The organism is Pseudoalteromonas sp. BMB (assembly GCF_001709235.1).
Lineage (GTDB): Bacteria > Pseudomonadota > Gammaproteobacteria > Enterobacterales > Alteromonadaceae > Pseudoalteromonas > Pseudoalteromonas maricaloris.
Genome location: NZ_MBQA01000202.1, coordinates 13,309 through 37,283, shown reverse-complemented (window position 1 = coordinate 37,283; position 23,975 = coordinate 13,309). Strand labels below are relative to the sequence as shown.

Genomic DNA, 23,975 nt, shown 5'->3' with positions numbered 1-23,975 from the left:
ATTGTGGTTCTATGTATGTCGAATAATAGTCTAACTCAGTTTTTGCTAGCGTTAAAAAGCGCGGATATAGAAAAAATAAAAACCGTGTACGCACACGCTCCCAAAGACGAGCAGATTGAAGTCCTCAAGTTTCTTTTTCAAAGTGCGCAGAGTAACACTACACTCTATGGCCACTATCAAGATATAGCGAGTATTTGCTTACAAGCAGCATGCTTTCCAGAAGCGATGATAGCTGCGATTAACTCTTTAGAGAAGTTTGCCTTTTTCTCCACACCTTTGATCCAAGCTGAGCAAATCAATAACCTTAACCCGCAAGGAAATAACATACTACATATTCTTTTATCGCAAATGCCTGCGAAAGATAACGGTCTAAATTATCTTAGAACCTTATTGCACTTTGAAAGCAAAGAGCTACTTCAAAATGCACTGAGTCAAAGAAACGCAAAAAAGTTAACACCTCTAGAATGCTACTTAGCTTTTAATAGCCATACTGCGCCACTGAGTATTCAAGAATTAAGCGCTTTACTTGGCTTGATGGAAATCGAAAGGCGACATACAAGCGCAGTGGAAAGCCACAACGCCAAAGTGATTGAATCACACCTCCTACAACAACACCGGCTCAGTGAATATAAACAATTTCTGCTAGCCACTTACTATCAAAGCAATGCAGGCTAACTTTCCTCAGGCTTTAAATTAAGAGGTTGGCAAACTGGCGATATATTCTCTTGCCGTCATGCGGTGATAGGTGACTTGTTCGTAAAGTAAGTGCGCAGGGTTTGGGTCAACCACTTCTATCGGAATTGCTTTGTGCCTTGCTATTTCCAAGGCCATTTGAGTGATATTGACACTAAAGGAAGTGCCCATAAAAACTATTCGATCCGCGGCATACATTCGTGACTGTGCTTCGCTAATACGATACAGATCGGTGTAGTATTCGTCGAATAACAATACATATGGCTTAAGTGACACGCCTTTTTCAGGCCCGCGTCGAGCAATCTTGAAAAGTGCTAACAACGACTCAGCTAATCGACTTTCATCTACCTCATCCCAAGGGGCAGTAAAGCACTCCGTGGGCTCACCTTGGGTATGAAAGGGAGTCACCTGATCAACACGTCCATGGATCGCAATAAAGTGGTTATTACCCGCTTTACCATCTAAACCGTCAATATTTTGCGTGATCACATTTTTATCACTAAGCCATTGATGAACTTGATTGGGGCCGTGATTACGATAAGTCACAAAACGATGGTAATACCATTTTAAGAATTCTGCCGGTTGCGATTTATACATTGCGCGCGTTGCCATTTCTTGAGGAGTGTAATTAGCCGAACCTATCGTCCAAAAGCCATCCTCTCCCCGAAAAGTTGGAATACCACTTTCGGCACTCACCCCTGCACCTGTGATATACAACGTTTGCAACATGACACAACCTCAACTCAAGTAAATTTGACTCACGATAACGTAAAGTAGATACCCAAGGCTAGCAACACAAGTGCACCCGCAAGCCCAAACATAGGCAGTTTGCGACCAATAGATTCTGGTCTTTCGAGCACTTCAGAAGGCGATTCAGTCACTACAGCCTCGTCCTCCTCCGGTTGTACACCCACTTTGGTCGACTCATTGGTCGCTGTTTGAGGTGAAGCCTGCGATGAAGCCTGAGCTTCCGCGGTCCCTTCAAAAGCCGTACAAGGGATCTGCCATTGATATCCTTTTCGTGAAAAGGTTTTGATGGCATCATCGCCGAACAAAGCTCGTAAATGGCCAATATTTTGAAATACGACCTGATCTGTGACTTTTCGATCTGGCCATACTTTCTCTAAGATGTCTTCTTTACTGTGGATAGTTTGAGGAGCGGATAAAAATAGCTCCAATATCTGAGCAGGTTTTTGTTTTAAATTTAGCTTTCTGTCGTCTTTATAAAGCTTTAGCTCTTTGCTATCAAACAAAAAATCCTTAAAAGCGAATTTCATTTCCCTAGTTCCCAACTTGGTCTTAATTACTATAATAATTATTGTTTTATTCGAATTTACTACGACATAACATTGCATTTATAGCGAAACATGCCGCGAAAATATAGGGCAATGTTACATCGGTTTACAAACTATTGATAAAATCGGCTTTTAGTATAGAGCGATCACTCAGAAAATCACTACCTAATCCTTAGAATAATTCGAATAGACTCAAAACCTAAGCGTATATAAACTGCGTTTTCCGTAATTGTTAGGCAGGCTCATGTTACTTGCTTTTATCTACTCCATGGTGTTGATAAAAACCTCATTACTCGGGTTAGGAGTAGTCAGTATTGTGCTCTCGGTAGCCTTTATCGTCGCGTTACGCCTCAACCTCCCAGCCCTGCCAGTCAATGCAAAAAGCAAATTTATTAAATCCTTTAAGTTTGTTCTCTTCGCGCACCAGCTCGGTTACTCGCTACTAGTGAGTAAACTTTTGTTAATTGATGGTTGGCAAGACGTGCCAATGTTCATTGCAAGTCATTTGATCATGCATCACATATGGAGTGGGCTTATTGCTGCGATTTTGACATTGACGACCATACTAAAATACCAAACGTTCATTGCAAAACCTAAGACAGCTAAAAGCACTTAGCAAGTGCAACTATTTAACCTGAGGTTTGGATAAGAAATGTTCCAACTCATTGTTGCTAAAGCACAACTTAGTTTTTTCCTTGTCTAGCCAGCAAGTTTTAGGGAAAACACCGCTTCCGCGTCCTGCTCTCGCTGAGGTACCTACATCCTGTAGGCAAGGCGCTAAAACTGGCTGCTAGAAAGACATTAATTATCCGCAGCTCAGGTTATTTATATTTGTAAAATAATAAGAACCAAATTCGACGCCTTCTTACACTTTATGACAGCCCCCCAACAGACCTTGACACCCCCGCTATTTATACTGTTCTCAAGTTAACCACAACGGACATTGATTATGAAAATTAAAGCGCTCTTATCTCTTGCATTACTCACAACAAGTTTATCGTCTTTTGCAGAACAAAATAATGAGACGCATCGCGTTGGTTTAGACATCTCTGGCGGTGGCGCTTCTTATAAAAGCTCAAGTAAAGATGGTGATGGTGTAGGCCAAGCCTACCTGTATTACAACTATCACTTTACACCAATTTTGGCACTTGAATTAGGTTATAACAGCGGTGAAGACTTAGATGATTGGAAGTGTGAAGACGAAAATGACCGCAAGTTTACCTGTACGCAAAACAACAAAACCTTGTTTGGCCTTGGTGCTAATAACTTAGAATTTGATAACTTTGTCGTTGCGGCAAAAGGCTACTATCAAATTTCCGACAACAGCTACTTTTACGGCAAATTAGGGGCGAACTACTACGATTACGAAATCACTCGTGGCCGCAGCAAATTAGTTACCGACGACGGTATCGGCTTTGTCGCTGAAGCCGGTTGGCAATATGACTGGGATAACGGTATGGCAGTCAACCTTGGCTACAAGTACCTTGATATGGGTGACTTGGATACATCGAGCCTATCTCTAGGTGTCAGCTACCGCTTCTAAAGCGACCTCCCCAACCAATAAAAAAGCATGTGGCCTACACATGCTTTTTTATTCTTTAAATCCTCTAGGCTTTAATCAAACGCTTTTGTAAGATCTGAACTTGATCGCGCGCTTGAGCTGCTTTTTCAAACTCAAGCTCTTTGGCAAACTTCATCATTTGTGCTTCAAGTCGGTCTATTTCTTTGGCAATTTCTTTCGCATCCATTGCAGGCATACCTGGTTTAAATTTGGCATCGATATCAACCACTTTGTCATCAGCCACTTCCTCACCGAGATCCATTACATCCGTGATCTTCTTATTGAGCGCCGTTGGTGTAATGCCGTTAGCCTCATTATACGCCTCTTGCTTTTCTCTACGTCTTTGCGTTTCATCTATAGCTTGGCGCATCGAGTTGGTCACCCTATCACCATATAAAATAGCTTTACCATGTAAGTGACGTGCCGCCCGGCCAATTGTCTGAATTAGAGAGCGAGTCGAGCGTAAGAAGCCTTCTTTATCTGCATCAAGTATGGCAACCAATGAAACCTCAGGCATATCCAAGCCCTCTCGTAACAAGTTGATGCCGACTAGTACATCAAAAACGCCTTTGCGTAGGTCTCGAATGATCTCCATACGCTCAACGGTATCGATGTCAGAGTGTAAGTAACGCACCTTAACGTTATGATCGTTAAGATAATCGGTCAGATCTTCTGACATGCGTTTTGTTAGCGTAGTAACCAACACACGCTCATTCACTTCCACCCGTTTGTAGATCTCAGAGAGCAAATCGTCAACTTGAGTTGCAACTGGACGCACTTCTACTTCTGGATCTAATAGCCCTGTTGGGCGGATCACTTGCTCAGCAACATCACCCGCTGATTTATTCAATTCATAATCACCGGGTGTCGCCGAAACATAAATGGTCTGCGGCGAAATCGCTTCGAACTCTTCAAACTTTAGTGGCCTATTATCTAGCGCAGACGGTAATCTAAAACCATATTCAACTAAGTTTTCTTTACGACTGCGATCGCCTTTGTACATTGCCCCCACCTGCGAAACGGTAACGTGAGACTCGTCGATGATCATAAGCGCATCATCCGGCAAATAATCTAACAAAGTTGGTGGAGGCTCACCTGGTGCACGTCCAGATAAATATCGACTGTAATTTTCAATACCAGAGCAATAGCCAAGCTCGGTCATCATTTCAATATCGTACTGTGTACGTTGAGCGATGCGCTGCTCTTCGACTAAGCGATTTTTATCCAATAATTGATTACGACGATCTTTAAGTTCCATCTTAATGCGCTCAATGGCATCAAGGATCTTTTCTCTTGGCGTTACATAGTGAGTTTTTGGATAAATAGTCGCGCGAACCAGGTGTTTTTCAACGGCGCCAGTCAAGGGATCAAATAAACTGATCCGCTCTATTTCATCGTCAAACATCTCAACCCGTACCGCAATGGTTTCCGATTCCGCAGGAAAAATATCAATAACTTCACCGCGAACTCGGTAGGTACCACGACTAAAGTCCATATCATTACGCGTGTATTGTAGTTCTGCCAAGCGCCTTAACATGTCGCGCTGATCAATGGTTTCACCGACTTTCAATAACAGCATCATTTTCATGTAAGAGTCGGGATCACCAAGGCCATAAATCGCTGAAACAGAGGCGACGATGATAGTGTCTCTGCGCTCAAGCAACGCTTTGGTCGCAGATAAACGCATTTGTTCTATGTGATCGTTGATAGACGCGTCTTTCTCAATAAAAGTGTCGCTGGCAACGACATAGGCTTCGGGTTGATAATAGTCATAATAAGAGACGAAATACTCAATCGCATTATGAGGAAAGAACTCTTTCATTTCGCCATACAATTGCGCCGCCAGCGTTTTGTTATGCGCCATAATAATCGTTGGGCGGTTAAGGTTATTAATGATGTTGGCCATGGTAAAGGTTTTACCCGTCCCTGTAGCCCCCAGCAAGGTTTGATGTGCAAGGCCTGATTCTAAACCATCGCACAGCTGAGCAATCGCTGTTGGTTGATCACCGTTTGGCTGAAACTCAGAAACTAGCTGAAACTTATCTTCCATTACGCCTCCTTTTGAACCTCGCTTGCTGCAATTTCATTAATGACTTTCTTAAACCAATTGTAAGCAATGGCTGCGGTAAATAAATTCCCCAAAGCAGCGCCTGCAAATAGCCCTGGCAACCCAGCCAACTGTGAGCCTATATAAGCAATAGGTACATAAAATATGAACAGTCGGATCACACTTAGAATGAGCGCATTCATCGGTTTATGCAACGCATTAAATGATGAATTAGTTAATATGATCACACCTTGAAGACCGTATCCAAGCGGCATGATATAAATAAATAGCTGTATGGTTTCAACAACAGCAGGCTCATTACCAAAAGTATGACTGATGTAGTAAGCGCTCAATACCAGTAATAAGTAGACAGCAAATTGAAAACCAAGCACAAATTTAAGTGTTTGGGTATAGGCATCAGACACACGCTGGTATTGTTTTGCACCAAAGTTCTGACTTACAAAAGGAGGCAAAGTCATAGAAAGCGCCAAAACCACGAGACTTGCGATAGACTCGATACGGCTCCCAACGCCAAATGCGGCCACAGCTTCTGGTCCATAACTGGCAATAAGTGCGGTCATTACCGCCATTGCCAACGGCGTCAGCATATTTGCGCCAGCTGCAGGCAGGCCGATGGTGAGAATTTTTTTTGCCGCATTTGTGAAGCTGGTGTATTTTGCAGACAGTGAGATAAGACGTTTTTTAACTATCAGCAAATATAAAATAATAGTTACCCCAAGACTCCAAGATAACACACTGGCCACTGCAGCCCCTTTTACACCCATTGCATCAATTGGCCCAAATCCGAAGATTAATATCGGGTCCAGCACCGCATTTACTAATCCCCCGAGTCCCATGACTAAACTTGGCGTTTTGGTATCACCACTGGCACGCAGCACTGAATTACCAATCATCGGCGTTATCAATAAAATCGAACCAATGAACCACACCGACATATAGTCGTGGATAAATGGCATAACCGCTTCACCAGCACCGAGGAGAATAAAGATCTCATCGACAAAAATGAAACCAAGAATAGACAGTAATGAAACGAATATCGCAGAGATAATAATAGCTACTGCGGCATCAAATTTGGCTTCATCGAGCAAATTGCTACCCAAGGCCTTCGCGATAACGGCGGATGTGCCAATACCTAACCCGATGGCTAAGCTAATTACAGTAAAGGTAACAGGAAAGGTGAAGCTGATTGCTGCGAGCGGCTCGGTGCCAAGCATACTAATAAAGAAAGTATCAACGAGATTAAACATCATCAGCGTGATCATCCCGAATATCATGGGGATCGTCATTCGCTTTAAAGTCGCCCCAATATCACCAAAAAGGATATCGTTGCCATTGGAATTTGACTTAGCTTGAGTCATAACAACCTATTTCTGATACTTTAAGCGGCTCATTGTATGCTATTCAAGATGTTGACGCTATGCGGTAAACGTTAAGAGTCGTTATAAAGTCTAAATTAGCAACAGTTACCTATAAAAAGCTTGTATTACGCTACAGGATTAAGGTTTAGTGTTGAAAATAACGATTCAGTATGTTTTGACAAAAAAGTTACAATCCAGCTTGCAAAGTAGCATGTTTTTTGCACAGCCCAAATGGTAAAAAGTTCATAAAAGCTTCACACTGAACAACAAATAAACAAAAATAATCAACCAAATATAAACCATTGATATTATTGAAATTAAATATTTATCGAATTTTACTTGAAACGGCTGCAGCGCCCTAATTTCATAGTCTTGCAATACTTCTCAAATAATAATAAACAATGTTATCCACAGATTCCGTGGATAAGTCGCTCCAAGCCAATAGAATAAAGGTTTTCAGCTTGGAGTAATTTTGATCAATAGCGTGTTTAGTGTGATCATTCTTAAAACAACAACTGGATCAATTTAGATCTCTAGACTAACCTTGCTTCTGGAAGTAAAAAGCATCTAACGACTAAAAATAACAAGGAACACATACCCAACTGTTTTAATTCAACTTTTTATTAAATCATTGATTATCGCTTTAATGATAGTAACTACTTACTGTTTGTCACGCCGCGTTTAAATAGAGATTATCAATACCACACTATTTATGCTCATTGATCTCATTCACGTGATAATTGCAATGATTTAAAGATCTCAAGAAAACATCATAAAATGAGCAGTTAGGGATATAATTCAAACAAAACGTTCAAAAAATACATTAAGCAGAATATAGCACTGTATAGATAAACAGTAAATACTGTATATGTTAATTTTATTCGACATCCCTACACGATGATTTAGGTATTTTATACAACAGCCCTATCTTTCATATTTTGCAGATCTTCATCATGTAGGCATATTGAAATCAAAACTCACTAAGAGTCATTATATGAACGATGGATAAATTACGTATTGCTCAACTTTTGCTTAGATTACTAGGCGGCAAGTCGAGCGCCGCGATCAAAACCCACTCAGGGGAACCAAAATCAAACAGCAAAGGTCAACAGGCCCTATATCAAGAATTCAAAACTAGCTAAAAAGCCAACAAATAGCGCATTAATTCATCGCTTAGTAGAGTTTTTTACGTTTCTGTGATTTTAGTGGTTGACACCTTGCAATGTCGTCATTAATATTTCGCCCCGTTGAGAGATACGCTTCCCCCTTAGCTCAGTTGGTTAGAGCGACGGACTGTTAATCCGCAGGTCCCCCGTTCGAGTCGGGGAGGGGGAGCCAAATTCTCACACTTGACTATTCCCCCTTAGCTCAGTTGGTTAGAGCGACGGACTGTTAATCCGCAGGTCCCCCGTTCGAGTCGGGGAGGGGGAGCCACTCCTTTATCGGAAAGTCAAAACCTTATTGTAGTTCCCCCTTAGCTCAGTTGGTTAGAGCGACGGACTGTTAATCCGCAGGTCCCCCGTTCGAGTCGGGGAGGGGGAGCCAATCAATAAGATATTGCTCAAAAAGAGCATTCTCAAAGTTCAAAATTGTTCCCCCTTAGCTCAGTTGGTTAGAGCGACGGACTGTTAATCCGCAGGTCCCCCGTTCGAGTCGGGGAGGGGGAGCCAATTCCACGAAAGCATTAGACTTTTTCCAGTATTTACACTACTCTACAAGCAATATTCTCACTGCATTTGCTCAAATAACAACCTTCTCTGTAATTTATCGACCAGACAAAAATCAAACCGATGAATTTGATAAAGAAATTGGCAATGCACCCGATACTATGGAATAACCCTCTTTAAGAAGCGTACTATGGCTGGTTTTAAAAAACTTATCGTACTCCAAGTCACCTCTTGGCTATTATTTTCTTTGATTGGTAGCTTTTTTTTCGCAACAAGTTTTGACTCTGCAATCAACAAGGCACAACAAAGTGCCCACACCATGGTGACAGAGTATATAAAGGATAAGAAACTCACTGAAGTTACTCCTGAACATATCCGCCAAGCTTTAAATAGCGGAGATGTTTTCTCAACTTTTATTGTACGAGACTTTGACGGTCAAACCGTTTTGCAAGTCAATACACCGAGCAACCTCCCCTTTATCGCCGAACTCATAGAATCAAATATCAATGCTATTCGCCCCCAATTTGCTGTTAACGATAGCAAAGACATCAAAATCGAATTCTTGATCAATGCACAAAGTCAGGCACAATTACTACAACAAGCCCTACTGCTACTTATCATTATTTCAGCGTTAGTTGCCTTTATTCCTGTTTTCTTTATGCAAGGCGTGTATAAAAAGCTGAATCGCAACGTTAGTATGACAGTGGCCAATGCGGTAGATTCATATATCACTCAAAATCAAGTTACCGACAATATTGAATTTGACTTTAACGATGGCAAAGTTGCAGAACTCGGCCAAGATTTAATCCCCTCTTTTAAACGCTTAGCCAGCTTTTTAAAGTCAAAGCAAGAAGACATCAAAAATGCCGCCCACTCTATCAAGCAAGAAGCGTATAAAGATGTGGTCACCGATCTTGGCAACCGTAATATGTTTGTTGAGTACTACGAGCAATATATCGAGTCGTCTGCCAAAAAGGCATTTGGCTCACTGGCGATGATCCGCTGTTCTGAATTGCAGGTCATTAACCAAACCCGCGGCTATCAAAAAGGCGATGAATACATTAAGTCAGTATCGGATATCATCAAGCACGTCACCGGCACTTATGCTGGCAGCCAGGTGTTCCGTTTAAATAGCTCGGATTTTGCAGTGATATTACCCAATGTGCCAAGTAAGGAAGCGGAAGAGTTTGGTGAAACACTGCAAGCCCGCTTTACTCAGTTCCAGCAAAACCAAGAACTATCATCGGTTGCAAACACTGGGATCGTGCCTTATGAGAACGGTAAACCACTTGGAGAACTACTCTCGGTCGTCGATAATGCGATGAGCATGGCGCAAAGCAAACAAGCCAATGCTTGGCATATTCAACGTGAGTCTGACTTAGTGAATAATGTCAGTGCTGGATTTGGCAATCAAAACTGGCGTCGCGTGATCCGCGATGTGATCAACAGCAAGCGTGTTAGCTTGATGATGCAAAATATCATGCCAATTGGTAAAAACTCTAAGGCCTATGCAGAGATCCAATCCCGCTTCAAAACCGAAGAAGGACAAATGCTACCAACAGCGTCCTTCCTTGCCATGGCGGAAAAGCTAGAAATGGCCATCGAGATTGATCAGCTGATCATCGACACCTCGCTAGAACTTATCAAAACGCGTAACTTTAATGAAAAGTATTTTGGGATCAACGTTACCGCATCGAGTGCTCATAATGATCAATTTGTGATCTGGTTAGAACGCCGTTTGTTAAAAGAAACCAATTTAGCCTCTAAACTGGTATTTGAAGTTAGCGAGTTTGGCTTACAGCAAAATATTAAAGCCAGTAAGCGCTTTATTGATATGGTTCATCGTGCCGGCGCTCGTATCACCGTTGAGCGTTTTGGCGTGGGTTTGACGTCGTTTAAGTTCTTTAGAGACTTAAAGCCTGACTATATCAAAATGGATGCAAGCTATACTCGTGGTCTTGAAGAAGACAAGAATAATCAATATTTTATGCGTTTAATGGTAGACCTTGCGCACCGCATCGGTGTCAATGTATTTGCCGAAGGTATCGAGAGCCAAGAAGAGAAACATATAGTCGAGACGCTCTGTTTGGACGGTGTACAAGGCTATTACATCGAAAAACCAAAAGAAATTTAGGAAACCTGAGCTTGGATAATTCTCCCCTTATCCAAGTTCAACGAAAGTGCCAAGGGCAACTGGTTTGCCCTTCCCTTTCCCGCAGCCATTGCGCTGACTTTCGTACACTATCATTTGCCACACCAGTTACAATCTGTGTTACTATTGGCAGGAATTATCATTCAAATTTATCCATGTGATCTAAGAAGTTCACAAAGATAAGCTTGAAGATTATTTCGGCGCTAGCGGTAATCCAAGATCTAGCAATAAACATCACTCTATCACCATGATTTTATTGCTAAAAGCTCATATATTTAGCCTGATAAGCAAACTCTGAATTTGGATTACTTGCTAATAACTGAATGAAAACTGTCAGCATTACATGACAAGCTACAGCCTCACACTATTTGAGAGGCTAGCTTAAATGATAGCAAGGCACATGTTTTCACTTAAAAAATTCAAAGCGGAACGGTGCTATCGGTTTAATTCTACTAAAAAGTATTTTTAGCAGAATTAAATCCAGTCAAAACTTGCACCTAGTAAGTTCTTTAATACAGTTAACTATCACCTCGATTTGACGGGAAAACCCGCATAAAGTGAATAAGTTATAGAGGCAGGAATGACCGAATACATTTTGTTGCTCATTGGCACAGTGCTGGTGAATAACTTCGTTTTAGTCCAATTTTTGGGCTTATGTCCATTCATGGGGGTATCTGGAAAATTGGATACCGCAGTGGGAATGTCGTTAGCGACCACCTTTGTTCTTACGCTAGCCTCAGTCACCAGCTACTTGGTCAATCAGTATATTTTATTGCCTCTCGACCTCACTTTTTTAAGAACGATGAGCTTTATTTTGGTTATCGCGGTAGTGGTACAATTTACGGAAATGGTGGTGCGTAAAACCAGTCCAACCTTGTATCGGTTACTGGGGATTTTCTTACCTTTGATCACCACCAACTGCGCTGTACTAGGCGTCGCACTACTTAATATCAAAAAAGACCACACCTTTTTAGAGTCTGCAGTCTATGGTTTTGGCGCTGCGGTTGGCTTTTCTATGGTTTTGGTGCTATTTGCCGCTTTGCGTGAGCGTTTAGCCGTCGCTGACGTGCCGACACCGTTTAAAGGTGCATCGATAGCAATGATCACCGCAGGACTTATGTCGCTTGCGTTTATGGGCTTTTCTGGATTGGTTAAGTTTTAGATATGACATTACTTTACGCATTACTTGCGCTGGGTGCGCTGGCGCTTATTTTTGGTATTGTGCTTGGCTATGCCGCAGTGAAATACCGAGTTGAAAGCAACCCAATTGTTGAACAGATAGACGCCATTCTGCCACAAACTCAATGCGGCCAGTGTGGCTATCCCGGCTGTCGACCCTACGCTGAAGCGATTGCGAATGGCGATGACGTAAATAAATGCCCTCCCGGCGGTGAAGCAACAGTGAAAAAACTGGCGGACTTAATGGGCGTAGAAGCAAAGCCACTAGCTGGCGGAGAAGACGCAGAGCCGGTCAAGAAGGTGGCTTACATTCGTGAAGACGAATGTATTGGCTGTACCAAATGCATTCAAGCTTGCCCCGTTGATGCCATTGTTGGTGCAACCAGACAAATGCACACCGTGCTCATCGACGAGTGCACAGGCTGCGATCTGTGTGTCGAGCCCTGCCCGGTCGATTGTATTGATATGATCCCGGTTGCACAGACCAAGCAAACGTGGAAGTGGCAGCTAGACGCCATTCCTGTGACACAGATTGATTAAGAGGTTTAAGTGGAAACATTACTTGAACAAATAGAAAGCGGAAAACTGTGGCAGTTCCCAGGTGGCATCCATCCACCAGAGCAAAAGACATTATCCAACCAGCAACCGATTGCTCGTTTACCTTTGCCTGATAAACTAATCCTGCCACTAAAGCAGCACATTGGTGCCAATGGTAGCCTGTTAGTTAACTCTGGCGAGCACGTGCTTAAAGGGCAAGCATTGACGGCTCCCGGCACGAACTGGTCGCTGCCCATCCACGCTCCCACATCTGGCACCATTGAAGCGATAAAGCCGATGCCGTCGGCGCATCCATCCGCGCTACCAGAGCTCAGTATTATTTTGCGCCCAGACGGTGAAGATAAGTGGACACCACTGAACCCAATTAGCGACATTAGCACGCTTGATAACAAACAGCTTATCGATATTATCCACCAAGCTGGTATTGCCGGTATGGGCGGTGCGGGATTCCCAACCTATGTCAAAGCAGACAGCCCAAAGCCCATTGAGTTTTTAGTCGTCAATGGCATTGAGTGCGAACCATATATTACAGCCGATGATCGTTTGATGCGTGAGCACGCCAAAGAAATCATCGCAGGCGTCGAAGTGCTACAAAGTATATTGAAGCCACAAAAAGTGTTATTTGGCATTGAAGATAATAAACCTGAAGCCATTGCGGCGATCACCGCAGCAGCTCAGCATAATCAGGATATCTTAGTCCGTAGTGTGCCAACCAAATACCCTTCTGGTGGTGAAAAGCAGCTGGTCAAGCTATTAACTTCCAAAGAAGTACCAAGTGCTGGAATACCAGCGGATATCGGCGTACTGGTGCAGAACGTTGGAACACTGTTCGCAATTTGGCAAGCCATTTTTGAGGGTAAACCCCTTATTGAGCGTGTAGTTACCGTGACCGGTAATACCATTGGTCAGCCAAGCAACGTGTGGGCTTTACTCGGCACTGAAATAAAGCACCTGCTAGACTCACAAGGCTTTTTGCCGGTAGAGGCGCAGCGTGTCGTCATGGGTGGTCCAATGATGGGCTTTACTTTGCCATCGGTTAGGATCCCTGTAGTCAAAACCACCAACTGTATACTCGCGCCAGACAACCAAGAACTTGCGATCCCGGGTGATGAAAAGGCATGTATTCGCTGTAGTGCCTGTGCAGATGCCTGCCCTCAAAGCTTATTACCACAGCAGTTACAATGGTTTGCTAAAGGCAAAGAGTACCAAAAGTTAGAGGACTACAACCTCTTTGACTGTATCGAATGCGGTGCGTGCTCTTATGTTTGCCCGAGCGAAATCCCCTTGGTGCAATACTATCGTGTAGCCAAAGCCGATATTCGCGAACAAAAGCTCGAACAAGTTAAAGCAGAGCGTGCTAAAGAGCGTTTTGAGGCAAGAAAAGAGCGCTTAGAGCGCGAACAAGAAGAACGCCAAAATAAACATAAACGCCGTTCGGCGGGCGCTGCACCAAAAGCCGCAGATAAAGAAAAAGTGCAAGAAGCACTCTCACGCGTTAAAGATAAGCAGTCAGATAAATCCGCGGTCCAAGCTGCGATTGCACGCGCCAAAGCCAAACGAGGTGAGAACGGCGAATTAGAGCCAGATAACAGCGCTATTGCTGAAGAGCGTGCAAAACGCAAAGCGCAAGCGCGTAAATATAAAGAAGAAAAAACTGACCAGCCTGAAAGCACAGATAAAAAAGATGCAGTAGCCGCCGCCATTGCTCGCGCCAAGGCGAAAAAAGCCGCGGCCCAAACTGCGCCTGAATCTGAGCCAGCCGCAGCAGATGATAAAAAGGCAGCCGTAGCTGCTGCAATCGCCCGGGCTAAAGCCAAAAAAGCAGCCGCAGAAGACACAGCTGAGCCTGAAGCCAATGCAGCGCCAAGCGATAAAAAGGCTGCCGTTGCTGCCGCAATTGCCAGAGCTAAGGCCAAGAAAGCTGCTAAAAAGGCTGAAGAAGCAGGCAATAGCACAGTCGAGCAAGCAGAAGCCGCTCCAACGGAAAGCGCCGAGGAAGATCCACGCAAAGCCGCCGTTGCTGCCGCAATCGCCAGGGCTAAAGCCAAGAAAGCTGCTAAAGAGGCGGAAGAAGCAGGCGAGAGCACAGTCGAGCAAGCAGAAGCCACTCCAACGGAAAGCGCCGAGGAAGATCCACGCAAAGCCGCCGTTGCCGCCGCAATTGCCAGAGCTAAGGCTAAGAAAGCTGCCAAAAAGGCTGAAGAAGCTGGCGCAAGCGTGAGCGAACAAGCAGAAGCCGCCTCAACGGAAAGTGCTGACGAAGATCCACGTAAAGCTGCCGTTGCCGCCGCAATTGCCAGAGCTAAGGCCAAGAAAACTGCTAAAGAGGCAGAAGAAGCTGGCGAGAGCACAGTCGAGCAAGCAGAAGCCGCTCCAACGGAAAGCGCTGAGGAAGATCCACGCAAAGCCGCCGTTGCTGCCGCAATTGCCAGAGCTAAGGCCAAGAAAGCTGCTAAAGAGGCTGAAGAAGCTGGCGCAAGCGTGAGCGAACAAGCAGAAGCCGCTCCAACGGCAAGCGCCGAGGAAGATCCACGCAAAGCTGCCGTTGCCGCCGCAATTGCCAGAGCTAAGGCCAAAAAAGCCGCTAAAGAGGCACAAGAAGCTGGCGAAAGCGTGAGTGAGCAAGACAAAGAAGCAAATGAGCCAAAGGCGGGATCAGAAACAGACTCCAGCGGTACAGAGCAAGGTGCTGAGGGCGCATCTGAGCAGCAACAAGCACTTAGCCCTGAAGCACGTAAAAAAGCCGCCGTTAAAGCCGCAATTGCGAGAGCAAAAGCGAAGAAGCAAGCGAAAGAACAAGAAGGAAATGAACCGTCATGAAACTAACCATGGCCTCATCCCCGCACAATCATAGCCATAAGTCGGTCAACAAAATCATGATGACCGTCATGGCAGCCTGTATTCCCGGGATCTTAGTCCAAACCTACTATTTTGGTTTTGGTGTATTGATCCAGTTGGCTTTGGCGCTTATTACCGCAAGCCTTGCTGAAGCGCTAGTGCTAAAGCTAAGAGGTCGAGCGATATGGCCCAGCCTCAGCGACGGCAGTGCTTGGCTCACCGCTGTGCTGCTGGCCATCAGTATTCCGCCGCTAGCCCCTTGGTGGATAACCGTCATTGGTGCATTTTTTGCCATCGCTATTGTAAAACAGCTATACGGAGGCCTAGGCTTTAATCTTTTCAACCCGGCCATGGCGGCCTATGTATTGTTGCTGATCTCCTTCCCTGTACAAATGACTTCGTGGTCACCTATTCAAGCGCTCACGCTAGAGTCGCTAAGCTTTGTCGACCAACTCGCAATTATCTTTACCGAGTCCACCAGCCAAGGTGTTACACTTGACGTATGGCGTGCAGGGGTGATTGACGGTGCGACTGGTGCAACGCCATTAGACTCGGTAAAAACCGCTGTCTCACAAGGCTTAACCGTTAATGAGGCGATGAGTAAGCAGGGTTTTGGAGCGCTTGCAGGACTTGGTTGGCAATATGTTAACCTCGCCTTTTTGCTAGGTGGTCTTTATCTGCTAAAAGCCAAAGTGATCAACTGGCATATTCCTGTAGCCTTTATTGCCAGTCTTGGCCTTGCTAGTGCGATTGGCTATATCATTGCTCCTGAGTCAGAGCCCGGCACCCTATTCCACTTGTTAAGTGGCGGCGCTATGCTTGGTGCCTTCTTTATTGCCACGGATCCGGTGTCGGCCTCCACCACTAACTTAGGTCGCCTGATTTACGGCACGGCAATCGGCTTTACTGTCTATGTTATTCGTCAATTTGGTGGCTACCCAGACGCCGTTGCATTTGCAGTTGTGATCATGAATATGGCAGTACCACTTATCGATCATTACACTCAGCCTCGTACTTATGGTCATGGAGCCAAATCATGATAATTCAATCGATGCAGAAAAATGGCCTCATCCTCGCGGCATTTGCACTGGCAACAACAGGAGCGGTCGCACTGATTAATGACCTCACCAAAGATAAAATTGCCAGCCAAGAGCAGCAGCACCTGATGCAACTACTTTCTCAGGTTATTGCAGCAGATAAGTACGACAATACTTTGTATTTGGATTGCACCACCAGCAACGCCTTAGAACTTGGCCCAGGCGGCCCGCACACAATTTACAGAGCCAGACTCAATGGTGAACCCTCAGCTCTTTTAGTGAGACATATCACCCCGAAAGGCTACAGTGGCAATATTGATGTCTTAACCGCTGTCGATAGACAAGGTCTGATCTCAGGTGTGCGTATAACGCGCCATGAAGAAACCCCAGGCCTTGGTGATAAGGTAGAGCTGGCAAAGTCGGCTTGGGTAACGACTTTCAACGGTGTTCAAGTTGAAGGGGAAGCAGACCCTAAAATGAATGTGAAAAAAGACGGCGGTCAATTTGATTCATTTACCGGTGCAACCATTACCCCACGCGCTGTGGTAACCTCGGTAAATCAGGCCGCATGGTTTGCCAAAACTCATTTTGATGCGCTATTTAACGCGCCTAATACTTGCGAGGTGTCGCAATGAGTCAGTTAAAATCGCTCTTTCAAGAAGGTACATGGCAAAATAACCCAGCACTGGTACAGCTTTTGGGCCTATGTCCGCTCCTTGCGGTGACTTCAACGGTAACCAATGCGTTAGGGCTTGGTATTGCCACATTACTGGTACTGGTTGGTTCTAACTTTACCGTATCGGTGGTGAGAAACTGGGTGCCAAAAGACATTCGTATTCCTGTTTTTGTGATGATCATCGCCGCCTTTGTTACGGTTATTCAACTACTCATGAACGCTTATACCTTTGGTCTGTATCAATCCCTTGGTATATTTATTCCGTTGATCGTGACCAACTGCGCCATTATTGGTCGTGCCGAGGCATTCGCTTCGAAGAATAGTCCGCTGTTATCGGTTTGGGATGGTTTAATGATGGGACTGGGTTTTGCACTGGTGCTATTTGTACTGGGTGCAATGCGCGAATTGATTGGTCAAGGAACACTATTTGATGGTGCCGAGCTACTCCTTGGCAACTGGGCAAGTGTATTGCGTATTGAGATCTTCTCATTCGATCATCAATTTTTAGTTGCAATCCTGCCACCAGGCGCCTTTTTGGGCCTTGGTTTTTTGATTGCCGCTAAAAACATTATCGACGCTCAGCTCAAAGCCAAAGCAGCGCCAACAGCCGAAGAAGTAAAAGGTCCTAGAGCACGGGTCACTAACTTAAACTAATGCGGTAATAATAATGCCAATTTGCAGCGATACCGTCACTATCGCTGCTTAATGAAAGTAACTGCATGCTACCGTCATCGAATTTAGCAAGTAAATCTTATGAATAAACAAAAACGTATAGAAATACTCACGCGACTTAGGGACGAAAATCCGCACCCAGAAACTGAGCTAGAATACTCGTCACCATTCGAGCTTTTAGTTGCCGTTACCCTCTCAGCACAAGCCACTGATGTTGGAGTGAACAAAGCAACGCGCAAACTCTTCCCTGTTGCCAACACACCAGAAAAGATCCTTGAGCTTGGCCTTGAAGGCTTAAGAGACTATATCAAAACCATTGGTTTATTTAATTCAAAAGCCAATAACGTCTATAAAATGTGTCAGATCCTCGTCGACAAACACGGCTCCGAAGTTCCTGAAAACCGTGAAGCACTAGAAGCACTGCCGGGGGTCGGTCGCAAAACCGCCAACGTGGTACTAAACTGCGCTTTTGGCTGGCCGACAATTGCCGTAGACACCCATATCTTCCGCGTCTCTAACCGCACCAAGTTTGCCATGGGTAAAGATGTGGTGGCTGTCGAGCAAAAGCTAGAAAAGGTGGTACCAAAAGAGTTTAAGGTAGATGTCCACCACTGGTTAATCCTTCATGGCCGCTATGTGTGCACCGCGCGTAAACCTAAGTGTGGTTCATGTATTATTGAAGATTTGTGTGAATTTAAAGAGAAGACTGATAGTTAATTTTTGTTTTAGCATAAGCACAACTTTTATTTGTGAATTTGTTGTTTCGTAAAATTGTTCAAGCGATATGAAAGCACAGATCGCTGCGTAAAGCAGCTCCTACTTCACGCCACATTCGTATCGACGTGATGGTTAGCCTAAGGCAATACCACTGCTGAATACCCTATTCCATCTGGTCCGTTACCAGTAGGGAGTTCAAATAAGGTTTTGCCAGATACAATATCTATAACAAGGACTTTATTTTTTTGGTAAGCGGATAAAAATAAAGTGCGATCGTCTGGATGGAGGATCACGCCTTTTGGTCCTGTTCCCGGCTCAAACTTTATTTGACGCAGCTTTTCTTTGTGCATTGCATCGATCACATCAAGGGTGTGATTCCTATAGTCTGGGATCACAGCAAACTGCTCATCGCGGGTAAGTAACACACGGTATGGAAAGCTATAGCCTTTCCATTGCTTAATTATACGCTCATTTGCTACATCAAACACGGTAACTAAGCCATCATCGTTGCTACCAACCCAGAGCTCTGAGCCACTTTTATTTATGGTGATAGCCTCTGGTACTTTTGGCATTGAAATTTTGCGAAGTAAGGCACCTGACTTTACATCTAATTCAGACACTGAATCTGCGCGCATATTTGTTGTGTAAACACGCTCGCTAGACGCCGGCAGCGCCACCATATGAGAGCCTCTTTGCTCTGTTGCTATTACTTTATCAATTTTCCCCGACTCTATATCAACGATTACCACACTGTCGGAGCCTTCAGACGATACTGCAACACGTTTTTGGTCTTTTAAAAACAACACGCCATGTGGCCTTGGATAACGAGAAAAATCAATGGTTTTAATTTTTTTTGCTTGCCGAACGTCAAAAACACTTAGACTATTGCCACGTGCATAATTAGTGACAACAGCTGTATGCCCGTCGGCACTCATTGCTAATTCATGTGGTCCTCTGCCGGTTGCGAGCGTCAGCTTAATTTTTCGGCTGCTAAGATCGATGAAATCAACCGAGTCCCCCTTTTTATTTACAACAACCAATGTTCCAGACAAGTTATTTGTATCAGCCCATGAAGGGAAGCTGATTAAACACCCAAATAAGAACACATACACAACATAATTAACCAATCTCATTTTGACTCCTATTGATCTGTTAGCTAATACTGTTGTTTTTATAGCTACTGTATTTATCATTGAAAAGCAATCGTAATACAGCCTTCAAAAACACCCTATCCCAAATTTAACTCAGACACGCCTGATACTCGAAACCTTCCTGTTTCCTATGTTGAATAGCACACTTTCCATCACTCGCAACAACTTCCTCGCCCACATCCGTTTTACAATTTCTAGAACATTTTCAAAGTATTGATTTCACAAATCACTACGCTTTCTTTATGCTAATGAAAGTCTTTAAATTTTAATGCGAATATCATTATGCTACCTGTCCTTCGTATCTTGTTAATAGAACAAGAGCCAGCTGTATTGCAAGCGCTCTCAAGCAATCTGTCAAAAACGATCCCTAATTTTGAGCGAGAGGATGTTCAAATCGATATTATTGAATGTCTCGAACTTTCAAAAGCCTTGGAGCATGTCACTGAAGATGGTGATATTCAAGCTGTCGTGCTGAGTTGGGATGTGCACAACAAAAGTGGCGAACAAACCTATAGTTGCTTTATCGAGCAATTAAAAAGTATTCGTCTAGAATTACCAGTTTATGTTATTGGTGATGACACTAAAGGGCTTGAGATAGTCAACGAATCCGAGGAAATCGAGTCTTTCTTCTTTAAAGATGAAGTTATCTCAGATCCTGAAGCCATTTTAGGGTATATGATCAACGACTTTGATGACAGAGCCGAGACGCCATTTTGGACGGCATATCGCAGTTATGTCGGCGAAGCGAACGACTCCTGGCATACTCCAGGTCACAGCGGCGGTTCGAGCTTTAGAAACTCTCCTTATATCAAAGATTTTTATCAATTCTATGGCCGTAATGTCTTTGTCGGTGACTTGTCTGTATCGGTTGATTCGTTAGGTTCACTGTCAGACAGCACCAATACCATTGGCCGCGCTCAGGAGTCCGCTGCAGCAACGTTTGAGGTTAAACGCACCTACTTCGTGACTAATGGCTCGTCCACCTCGAATAAAATTATTTTGCAAACCCTCCTTCGCAAGGGCGATAAGGTGATCATCGACCGCAACTGTCATAAGTCTGTGCACTATGGCATTTTGCAATCGGCCAGTTTCCCTATCTATTTATCGAGTATCTTAAATCCAAAATATGGCATATTCGCACCGCCTTCACTGGCTGACATCAAGCAAGCGATTGAACAAAATACCGATGCAAAACTACTGGTACTCACCGGCTGTACCTATGATGGTTTGCTGAGCGACCTGAAACAAGTTGTAGAATTTGCCCATCAGCATGGCATCAAAGTCTTTATTGATGAAGCTTGGTTTGCTTACTCGCTATTTCACCCTAGCTTGCGCCATTACTCCGCCATTCATGCTGGTGCCGATTATGTCACTCATTCGGCGCATAAAGTCGTATCGGCATTTTCACAGGCGTCTTATATCCATATTAATGACCCCGATTTTGATGCTGATTTTTTCCGTGAGATTTACAGTATCTACGCCAGCACCTCGCCCAAATACCAGCTTATTGCGTCTTTGGATGTGTGCCAAAAGCAGTTAGAGATGGAAGGCTATAAGTTACTCAATGCGCTGCTGAACCATGTTGCAGAGTTCAAACAGCAGATGGCCTCGCTCAAACATATTAAAGTGCTTGATAAGCAAGATTTTATGAACATATTCCCACATTTTAGTGGCGATAATATGGGTCATGATCCACTTAAAATTCTCATCGATATTAGTGAACTCCCATACTCATTAAAGGATATTCATAAGTTTCTGCTAGACGAAATTGGGCTGGAGATTGAGAAATACACCCACAGTACTATCTTAGTCTTACTAACCTTGGGTGGTACACGCTCAAAGATCATTCGCTTATACAATGCCTTAAAGAAACTTGATGGCGGCAAGGTAAAACTATCGAAGTCAACGCGACGCTCGCGCTTGCCTGAGAATTTACCCGCAATTGACCTTGCTTGTATTCCTAGCGATGCCTTCTACGGCGAGCGTGAATCTGTACCTATTAGCAAGAGCAACAACCGTATTTGTGCCGGTTTAGTCACCCCATATCCTCCGGGTATTCCGCTTTTAGTGCCGGGTCAACATATTACCCAAGAGCATATTGAATATCTCAAGGAGCTGGCAGGGCAAGGATTGACCATTCAAGGTAGTTTTGATGGTGAGATCTACGTGCTTAAAGAAGACAAATAACGCGAGCTAGTATCATTATCCAGTACTAGGCTGCCCTGTTTTAAAACACGGCTGCCTAGCGCTTTTAGAGCTTTACGTTTTCCTGCAATTACGCTAGCATTTTAGCCCTTCTCGCGAAGATATTGGTTTAGCTCGGTTATATCAACGCTATAAATATTCATAAGGCCATTATGGATCCTTTCCTGTCGCTGAAGCAATTCATCATAATTGTTTACAGCTTTCACATCTGGGTTTTTATCACTTGAGAAAAACAAAGTATTACCGTCAGCTGATAGGATCGGATCTGAATCCATACGACGCGAATTGATTTTATCACCTAGATTTATCGGTTTCCCCCACTTGCCATCTTTTTGTTTAACCGATACATGCAAATCATAGTGGCCTAAACCGCCCGATCTCATTGACGTGAAAAATAGCAATTTTCCGTCCGATGAAACCTCGGGATCAGCATCACTTGCTGTGGAGTTGAGCTCTGAAATCTCAATTGGCGCTTGATATCCATCAGGGTGGTACTTAGAAAGAAAAAGATCTACGCTGCCCGTAGCTCCTTTTATGATAGATGAGAAGTAGATATCTTTATTAGTGTGTATAGTTGGGTAGATCACAGTATGATCTCCGTTAATTTTGCCAGGCACTAACTCAGGTTTGCCAAATTTATCACCATCATAGCTGACTTGCCACATCTGAAAGATGCCATTTTCCACATTCTCTACCGGCCTTCTGGAAGTAAAATAAAATGTGTTACTGTCTTTGGAAAAGTACGGATTTGTATCGTGAAATTCACCGCTAAAAGGAAGCAATGTTGGGGTTTGCCAAGTGTCCCCTTGTTTGTGAGAAATGACTAAAGCACTGTGTGAAAATCGGGCTAAAGCTCTAACAAACGCAAACTTTTTACCATCTGGAGACAAACTAGAACCGTACTCAAATTGATTAGTCGATACTATGTTTGGCGCAAACAAGCTTGGCTCTAGGTTGTTTAAAATCACCGCTAACTTGTCATCAGCTTGTACTGACCATTGCGCAGAAACTGCTGAAATCAATAACCCTATTTTAGCGACTGTTTTACGCTGTATCATATAAATATCCTTTTTTGTTATAGTACACTTTGTTTACTTTTTGATAATTGTATGTGTGTTGAATCAAACTGCTTGAAAAGTAACTTTGTCGCCAAATGATATTATCAAAACATAACTGAAATTAAAAAAGCAACAATCCCACATGACTTAGTGATATATAGAAGCTTAATAAAAATTACTTTATAGGGCATGTTGATTTTAAAAGTCGGGCTGGTTTTGCAGTAATTTATGATGTTTTTAAGCGACATTGCGCTAATACAATGTGTTATGCCACATAAATCAGCAGAAAGATATCATAAGTGCTTATCCCCAGTGGCTTACTCACCGCCCTAATGTTTATCTCCTACTTATTTAAGCTCTCTTCTGGCACAGCTATTGCTTATAAAACCACAGATGTCATTTTTTTGATTTGGAGTTTTGTATGGAATTTGCGTTACTTGCTATTTTGGCTCTAGTGGTCGTTGCTTCCATTGTCGCTTCTAAGTACACCGATGTGGGTGGCAATCCTTATCCGTTTAATCGTAAAGAATCTGTTTTTACCACCGTTGAAGCATCGTTTCTACACTTATTAGAACGTGCAGTTGGCGATAGATATAAAATCGTAAGCCGCATTAAACTCATTGATGTGATTGAGTGCAAGCCGGGGATCTCTCCAAAAGCGCGTCGTGCCGCGGTAACTAAAGCTAAGAATAAGCAGTTGGATTATGTTTTGGTAGACAAAGAGACACTGAAAATTGTTGCCGCTGTTGATTTGGTCAATAACGCCAATAAAAACGGCCACAAAGCACAAAAAGACTGGTTTGTCAGTGGCGCTCTGGAATCTGCGGGTATTCCACACATTCGCATGAAAATCAAAAGTGGCTACCAAAGTGCGGAGGTTCGTGCGGCAATCTTGTTCAAGCTTGGCCAAAAAGTGGAGATGCCAAAGAAAACCAGAAACCGCACCTACAAACCTGCGGTACTGTCACCTTCACAGGCAAAAGCACAGTCAACTCAGTTGGCAGAAATCTAGCAAAACGGGCGTCAGCCCGTTTTTTGTTTTACCTATCAAAACCCCTTTCGTATAATAAAAGCAATTTTGACACTGGGG

General features: G+C 43.8%; 19 protein-coding genes and 4 tRNA genes. 17 read left to right on the top strand and 6 right to left on the bottom strand.

Features of this window, described 5'->3' with window-relative positions; all coding sequences use genetic code 11:
* The first annotated feature begins 15 nt into the window (after nt 1-15).
* Complete coding sequence (locus BB427_RS20445; protein ID WP_069022921.1) at nt 16-675, top strand: hypothetical protein; 660 nt, start codon at nt 16-18, stop codon at nt 673-675.
* A gap of 18 nt (nt 676-693) precedes the next feature.
* Here the strand turns inward: BB427_RS20445 and BB427_RS20440 are convergent, their stop codons facing one another.
* Both BB427_RS20440 and BB427_RS20435 read right to left on the bottom strand, forming a co-directional pair.
* Nucleotides 694-1,422 (bottom strand): SIR2 family NAD-dependent protein deacylase, encoded by a 729-nt coding sequence (locus BB427_RS20440; protein WP_039491926.1) that lies wholly within the window; start codon nt 1,420-1,422, stop codon nt 694-696.
* Nucleotides 1,423-1,451: 29 nt separating this feature from the next.
* Nucleotides 1,452-1,970, bottom strand: a complete 519-nt coding sequence (locus BB427_RS20435) for a winged helix-turn-helix domain-containing protein (protein ID WP_069022919.1) — start codon at nt 1,968-1,970, stop codon at nt 1,452-1,454.
* 262 nt (nt 1,971-2,232) lie between these two features.
* Between BB427_RS20435 and BB427_RS20430 the strand changes: the two genes are divergently transcribed.
* Together BB427_RS20430 and BB427_RS20425 are read left to right on the top strand one after the other, a co-directional pair.
* A complete protein-coding gene (locus BB427_RS20430) occupies nt 2,233-2,604 on the top strand; it encodes a hypothetical protein (protein WP_069022917.1) in 372 nt (123 codons plus the stop codon).
* A gap of 333 nt (nt 2,605-2,937) precedes the next feature.
* Nucleotides 2,938-3,531 (top strand): porin family protein, encoded by a 594-nt coding sequence (locus BB427_RS20425; RefSeq protein WP_069022915.1) that lies wholly within the window; start codon nt 2,938-2,940, stop codon nt 3,529-3,531.
* A gap of 64 nt (nt 3,532-3,595) precedes the next feature.
* On the opposite strand, the gene uvrB is transcribed toward BB427_RS20425, so the two are convergent.
* Together uvrB and BB427_RS20415 are read right to left on the bottom strand one after the other, a co-directional pair.
* Nucleotides 3,596-5,599: an excinuclease ABC subunit UvrB gene (uvrB, locus tag BB427_RS20420; RefSeq protein WP_069022914.1), complete on the bottom strand. Its 2,004-nt coding sequence runs from the start codon at nt 5,597-5,599 to the stop codon at nt 3,596-3,598.
* A complete protein-coding gene (locus tag BB427_RS20415) occupies nt 5,599-6,975 on the bottom strand; it encodes an MATE family efflux transporter (RefSeq protein WP_045965927.1) in 1,377 nt (458 codons plus the stop codon). Before BB427_RS20415 ends, uvrB begins: the two co-directional genes overlap by 1 nt.
* Nucleotides 6,976-8,236: 1,261 nt before the next feature.
* On the opposite strand from BB427_RS20415, the gene BB427_RS20410 reads away from it, so the two are divergent.
* The 12 genes from BB427_RS20410 to nth all read left to right on the top strand — a co-directional run bounded on the left by BB427_RS20410 (nt 8,237) and on the right by nth (nt 18,471).
* Nucleotides 8,237-8,313: transfer RNA gene (locus BB427_RS20410), tRNA-Asn, on the top strand.
* Between the two features lie 19 nt (nt 8,314-8,332).
* Nucleotides 8,333-8,409: transfer RNA gene (locus BB427_RS20405), tRNA-Asn, on the top strand.
* Between the two features lie 34 nt (nt 8,410-8,443).
* Nucleotides 8,444-8,520, top strand: a tRNA-Asn gene (locus tag BB427_RS20400).
* Nucleotides 8,521-8,568: 48 nt separating this feature from the next.
* Nucleotides 8,569-8,645: transfer RNA gene (locus BB427_RS20395), tRNA-Asn, on the top strand.
* 187 nt (nt 8,646-8,832) lie between these two features.
* On the top strand, nt 8,833-10,776 hold the full coding sequence (locus BB427_RS20390) for an EAL domain-containing protein (RefSeq protein ID WP_010370387.1): 1,944 nt from the start codon (nt 8,833-8,835) through the stop codon (nt 10,774-10,776).
* A 598-nt stretch (nt 10,777-11,374) separates the two neighbouring features.
* Complete coding sequence (gene rsxA / locus BB427_RS20385; RefSeq protein WP_010370383.1) at nt 11,375-11,956, top strand: electron transport complex subunit RsxA; 582 nt, start codon at nt 11,375-11,377, stop codon at nt 11,954-11,956.
* 2 nt (nt 11,957-11,958) lie between these two features.
* Nucleotides 11,959-12,513: an electron transport complex subunit RsxB gene (gene rsxB / locus BB427_RS20380; protein ID WP_010370380.1), complete on the top strand. Its 555-nt coding sequence runs from the start codon at nt 11,959-11,961 to the stop codon at nt 12,511-12,513.
* 9 nt (nt 12,514-12,522) lie between these two features.
* Nucleotides 12,523-15,351: an electron transport complex subunit RsxC gene (gene rsxC / locus BB427_RS20375; RefSeq protein ID WP_069022912.1), complete on the top strand. Its 2,829-nt coding sequence runs from the start codon at nt 12,523-12,525 to the stop codon at nt 15,349-15,351.
* Entirely contained in the window at nt 15,348-16,409 is a 1,062-nt protein-coding gene (gene rsxD / locus BB427_RS20370; RefSeq protein ID WP_069022911.1) for an electron transport complex subunit RsxD, read from the top strand. The genes rsxC and rsxD overlap by 4 nt, the downstream gene beginning before the upstream one ends.
* The gene (gene rsxG, locus BB427_RS20365; RefSeq protein WP_069022909.1) at nt 16,406-17,041 is read left to right on the top strand and encodes an electron transport complex subunit RsxG; all 636 of its coding nucleotides are present in this window, start codon (nt 16,406-16,408) and stop codon (nt 17,039-17,041) included. Before rsxD ends, rsxG begins: the two co-directional genes overlap by 4 nt.
* Nucleotides 17,038-17,736, top strand: coding sequence for an electron transport complex subunit E (locus BB427_RS20360; protein WP_010370368.1), 699 nt, complete (start codon nt 17,038-17,040; stop codon nt 17,734-17,736). Before rsxG ends, BB427_RS20360 begins: the two co-directional genes overlap by 4 nt.
* A gap of 99 nt (nt 17,737-17,835) precedes the next feature.
* On the top strand, nt 17,836-18,471 hold the full coding sequence (gene nth, locus BB427_RS20355; protein WP_069022907.1) for an endonuclease III: 636 nt from the start codon (nt 17,836-17,838) through the stop codon (nt 18,469-18,471).
* Between the two features lie 137 nt (nt 18,472-18,608).
* Here nth and BB427_RS20350 read toward each other — a convergent pair whose 3' ends face one another.
* The gene (locus BB427_RS20350) at nt 18,609-19,604 is read right to left on the bottom strand and encodes a YncE family protein (protein WP_069022905.1); all 996 of its coding nucleotides are present in this window, start codon (nt 19,602-19,604) and stop codon (nt 18,609-18,611) included.
* A 300-nt stretch (nt 19,605-19,904) separates the two neighbouring features.
* Between BB427_RS20350 and BB427_RS20345 the strand changes: the two genes are divergently transcribed.
* Entirely contained in the window at nt 19,905-21,809 is a 1,905-nt protein-coding gene (locus tag BB427_RS20345; RefSeq protein WP_069022903.1) for an aminotransferase class V-fold PLP-dependent enzyme, read from the top strand.
* Between the two features lie 101 nt (nt 21,810-21,910).
* On the opposite strand, the gene BB427_RS20340 is transcribed toward BB427_RS20345, so the two are convergent.
* Complete coding sequence (locus BB427_RS20340; protein WP_069022901.1) at nt 21,911-22,885, bottom strand: PD40 domain-containing protein; 975 nt, start codon at nt 22,883-22,885, stop codon at nt 21,911-21,913.
* Between the two features lie 421 nt (nt 22,886-23,306).
* On the opposite strand from BB427_RS20340, the gene BB427_RS20335 reads away from it, so the two are divergent.
* Complete coding sequence (locus BB427_RS20335; protein WP_010605979.1) at nt 23,307-23,897, top strand: DUF2726 domain-containing protein; 591 nt, start codon at nt 23,307-23,309, stop codon at nt 23,895-23,897.
* The last annotated feature ends 78 nt before the right edge of the window (nt 23,898-23,975 follow it).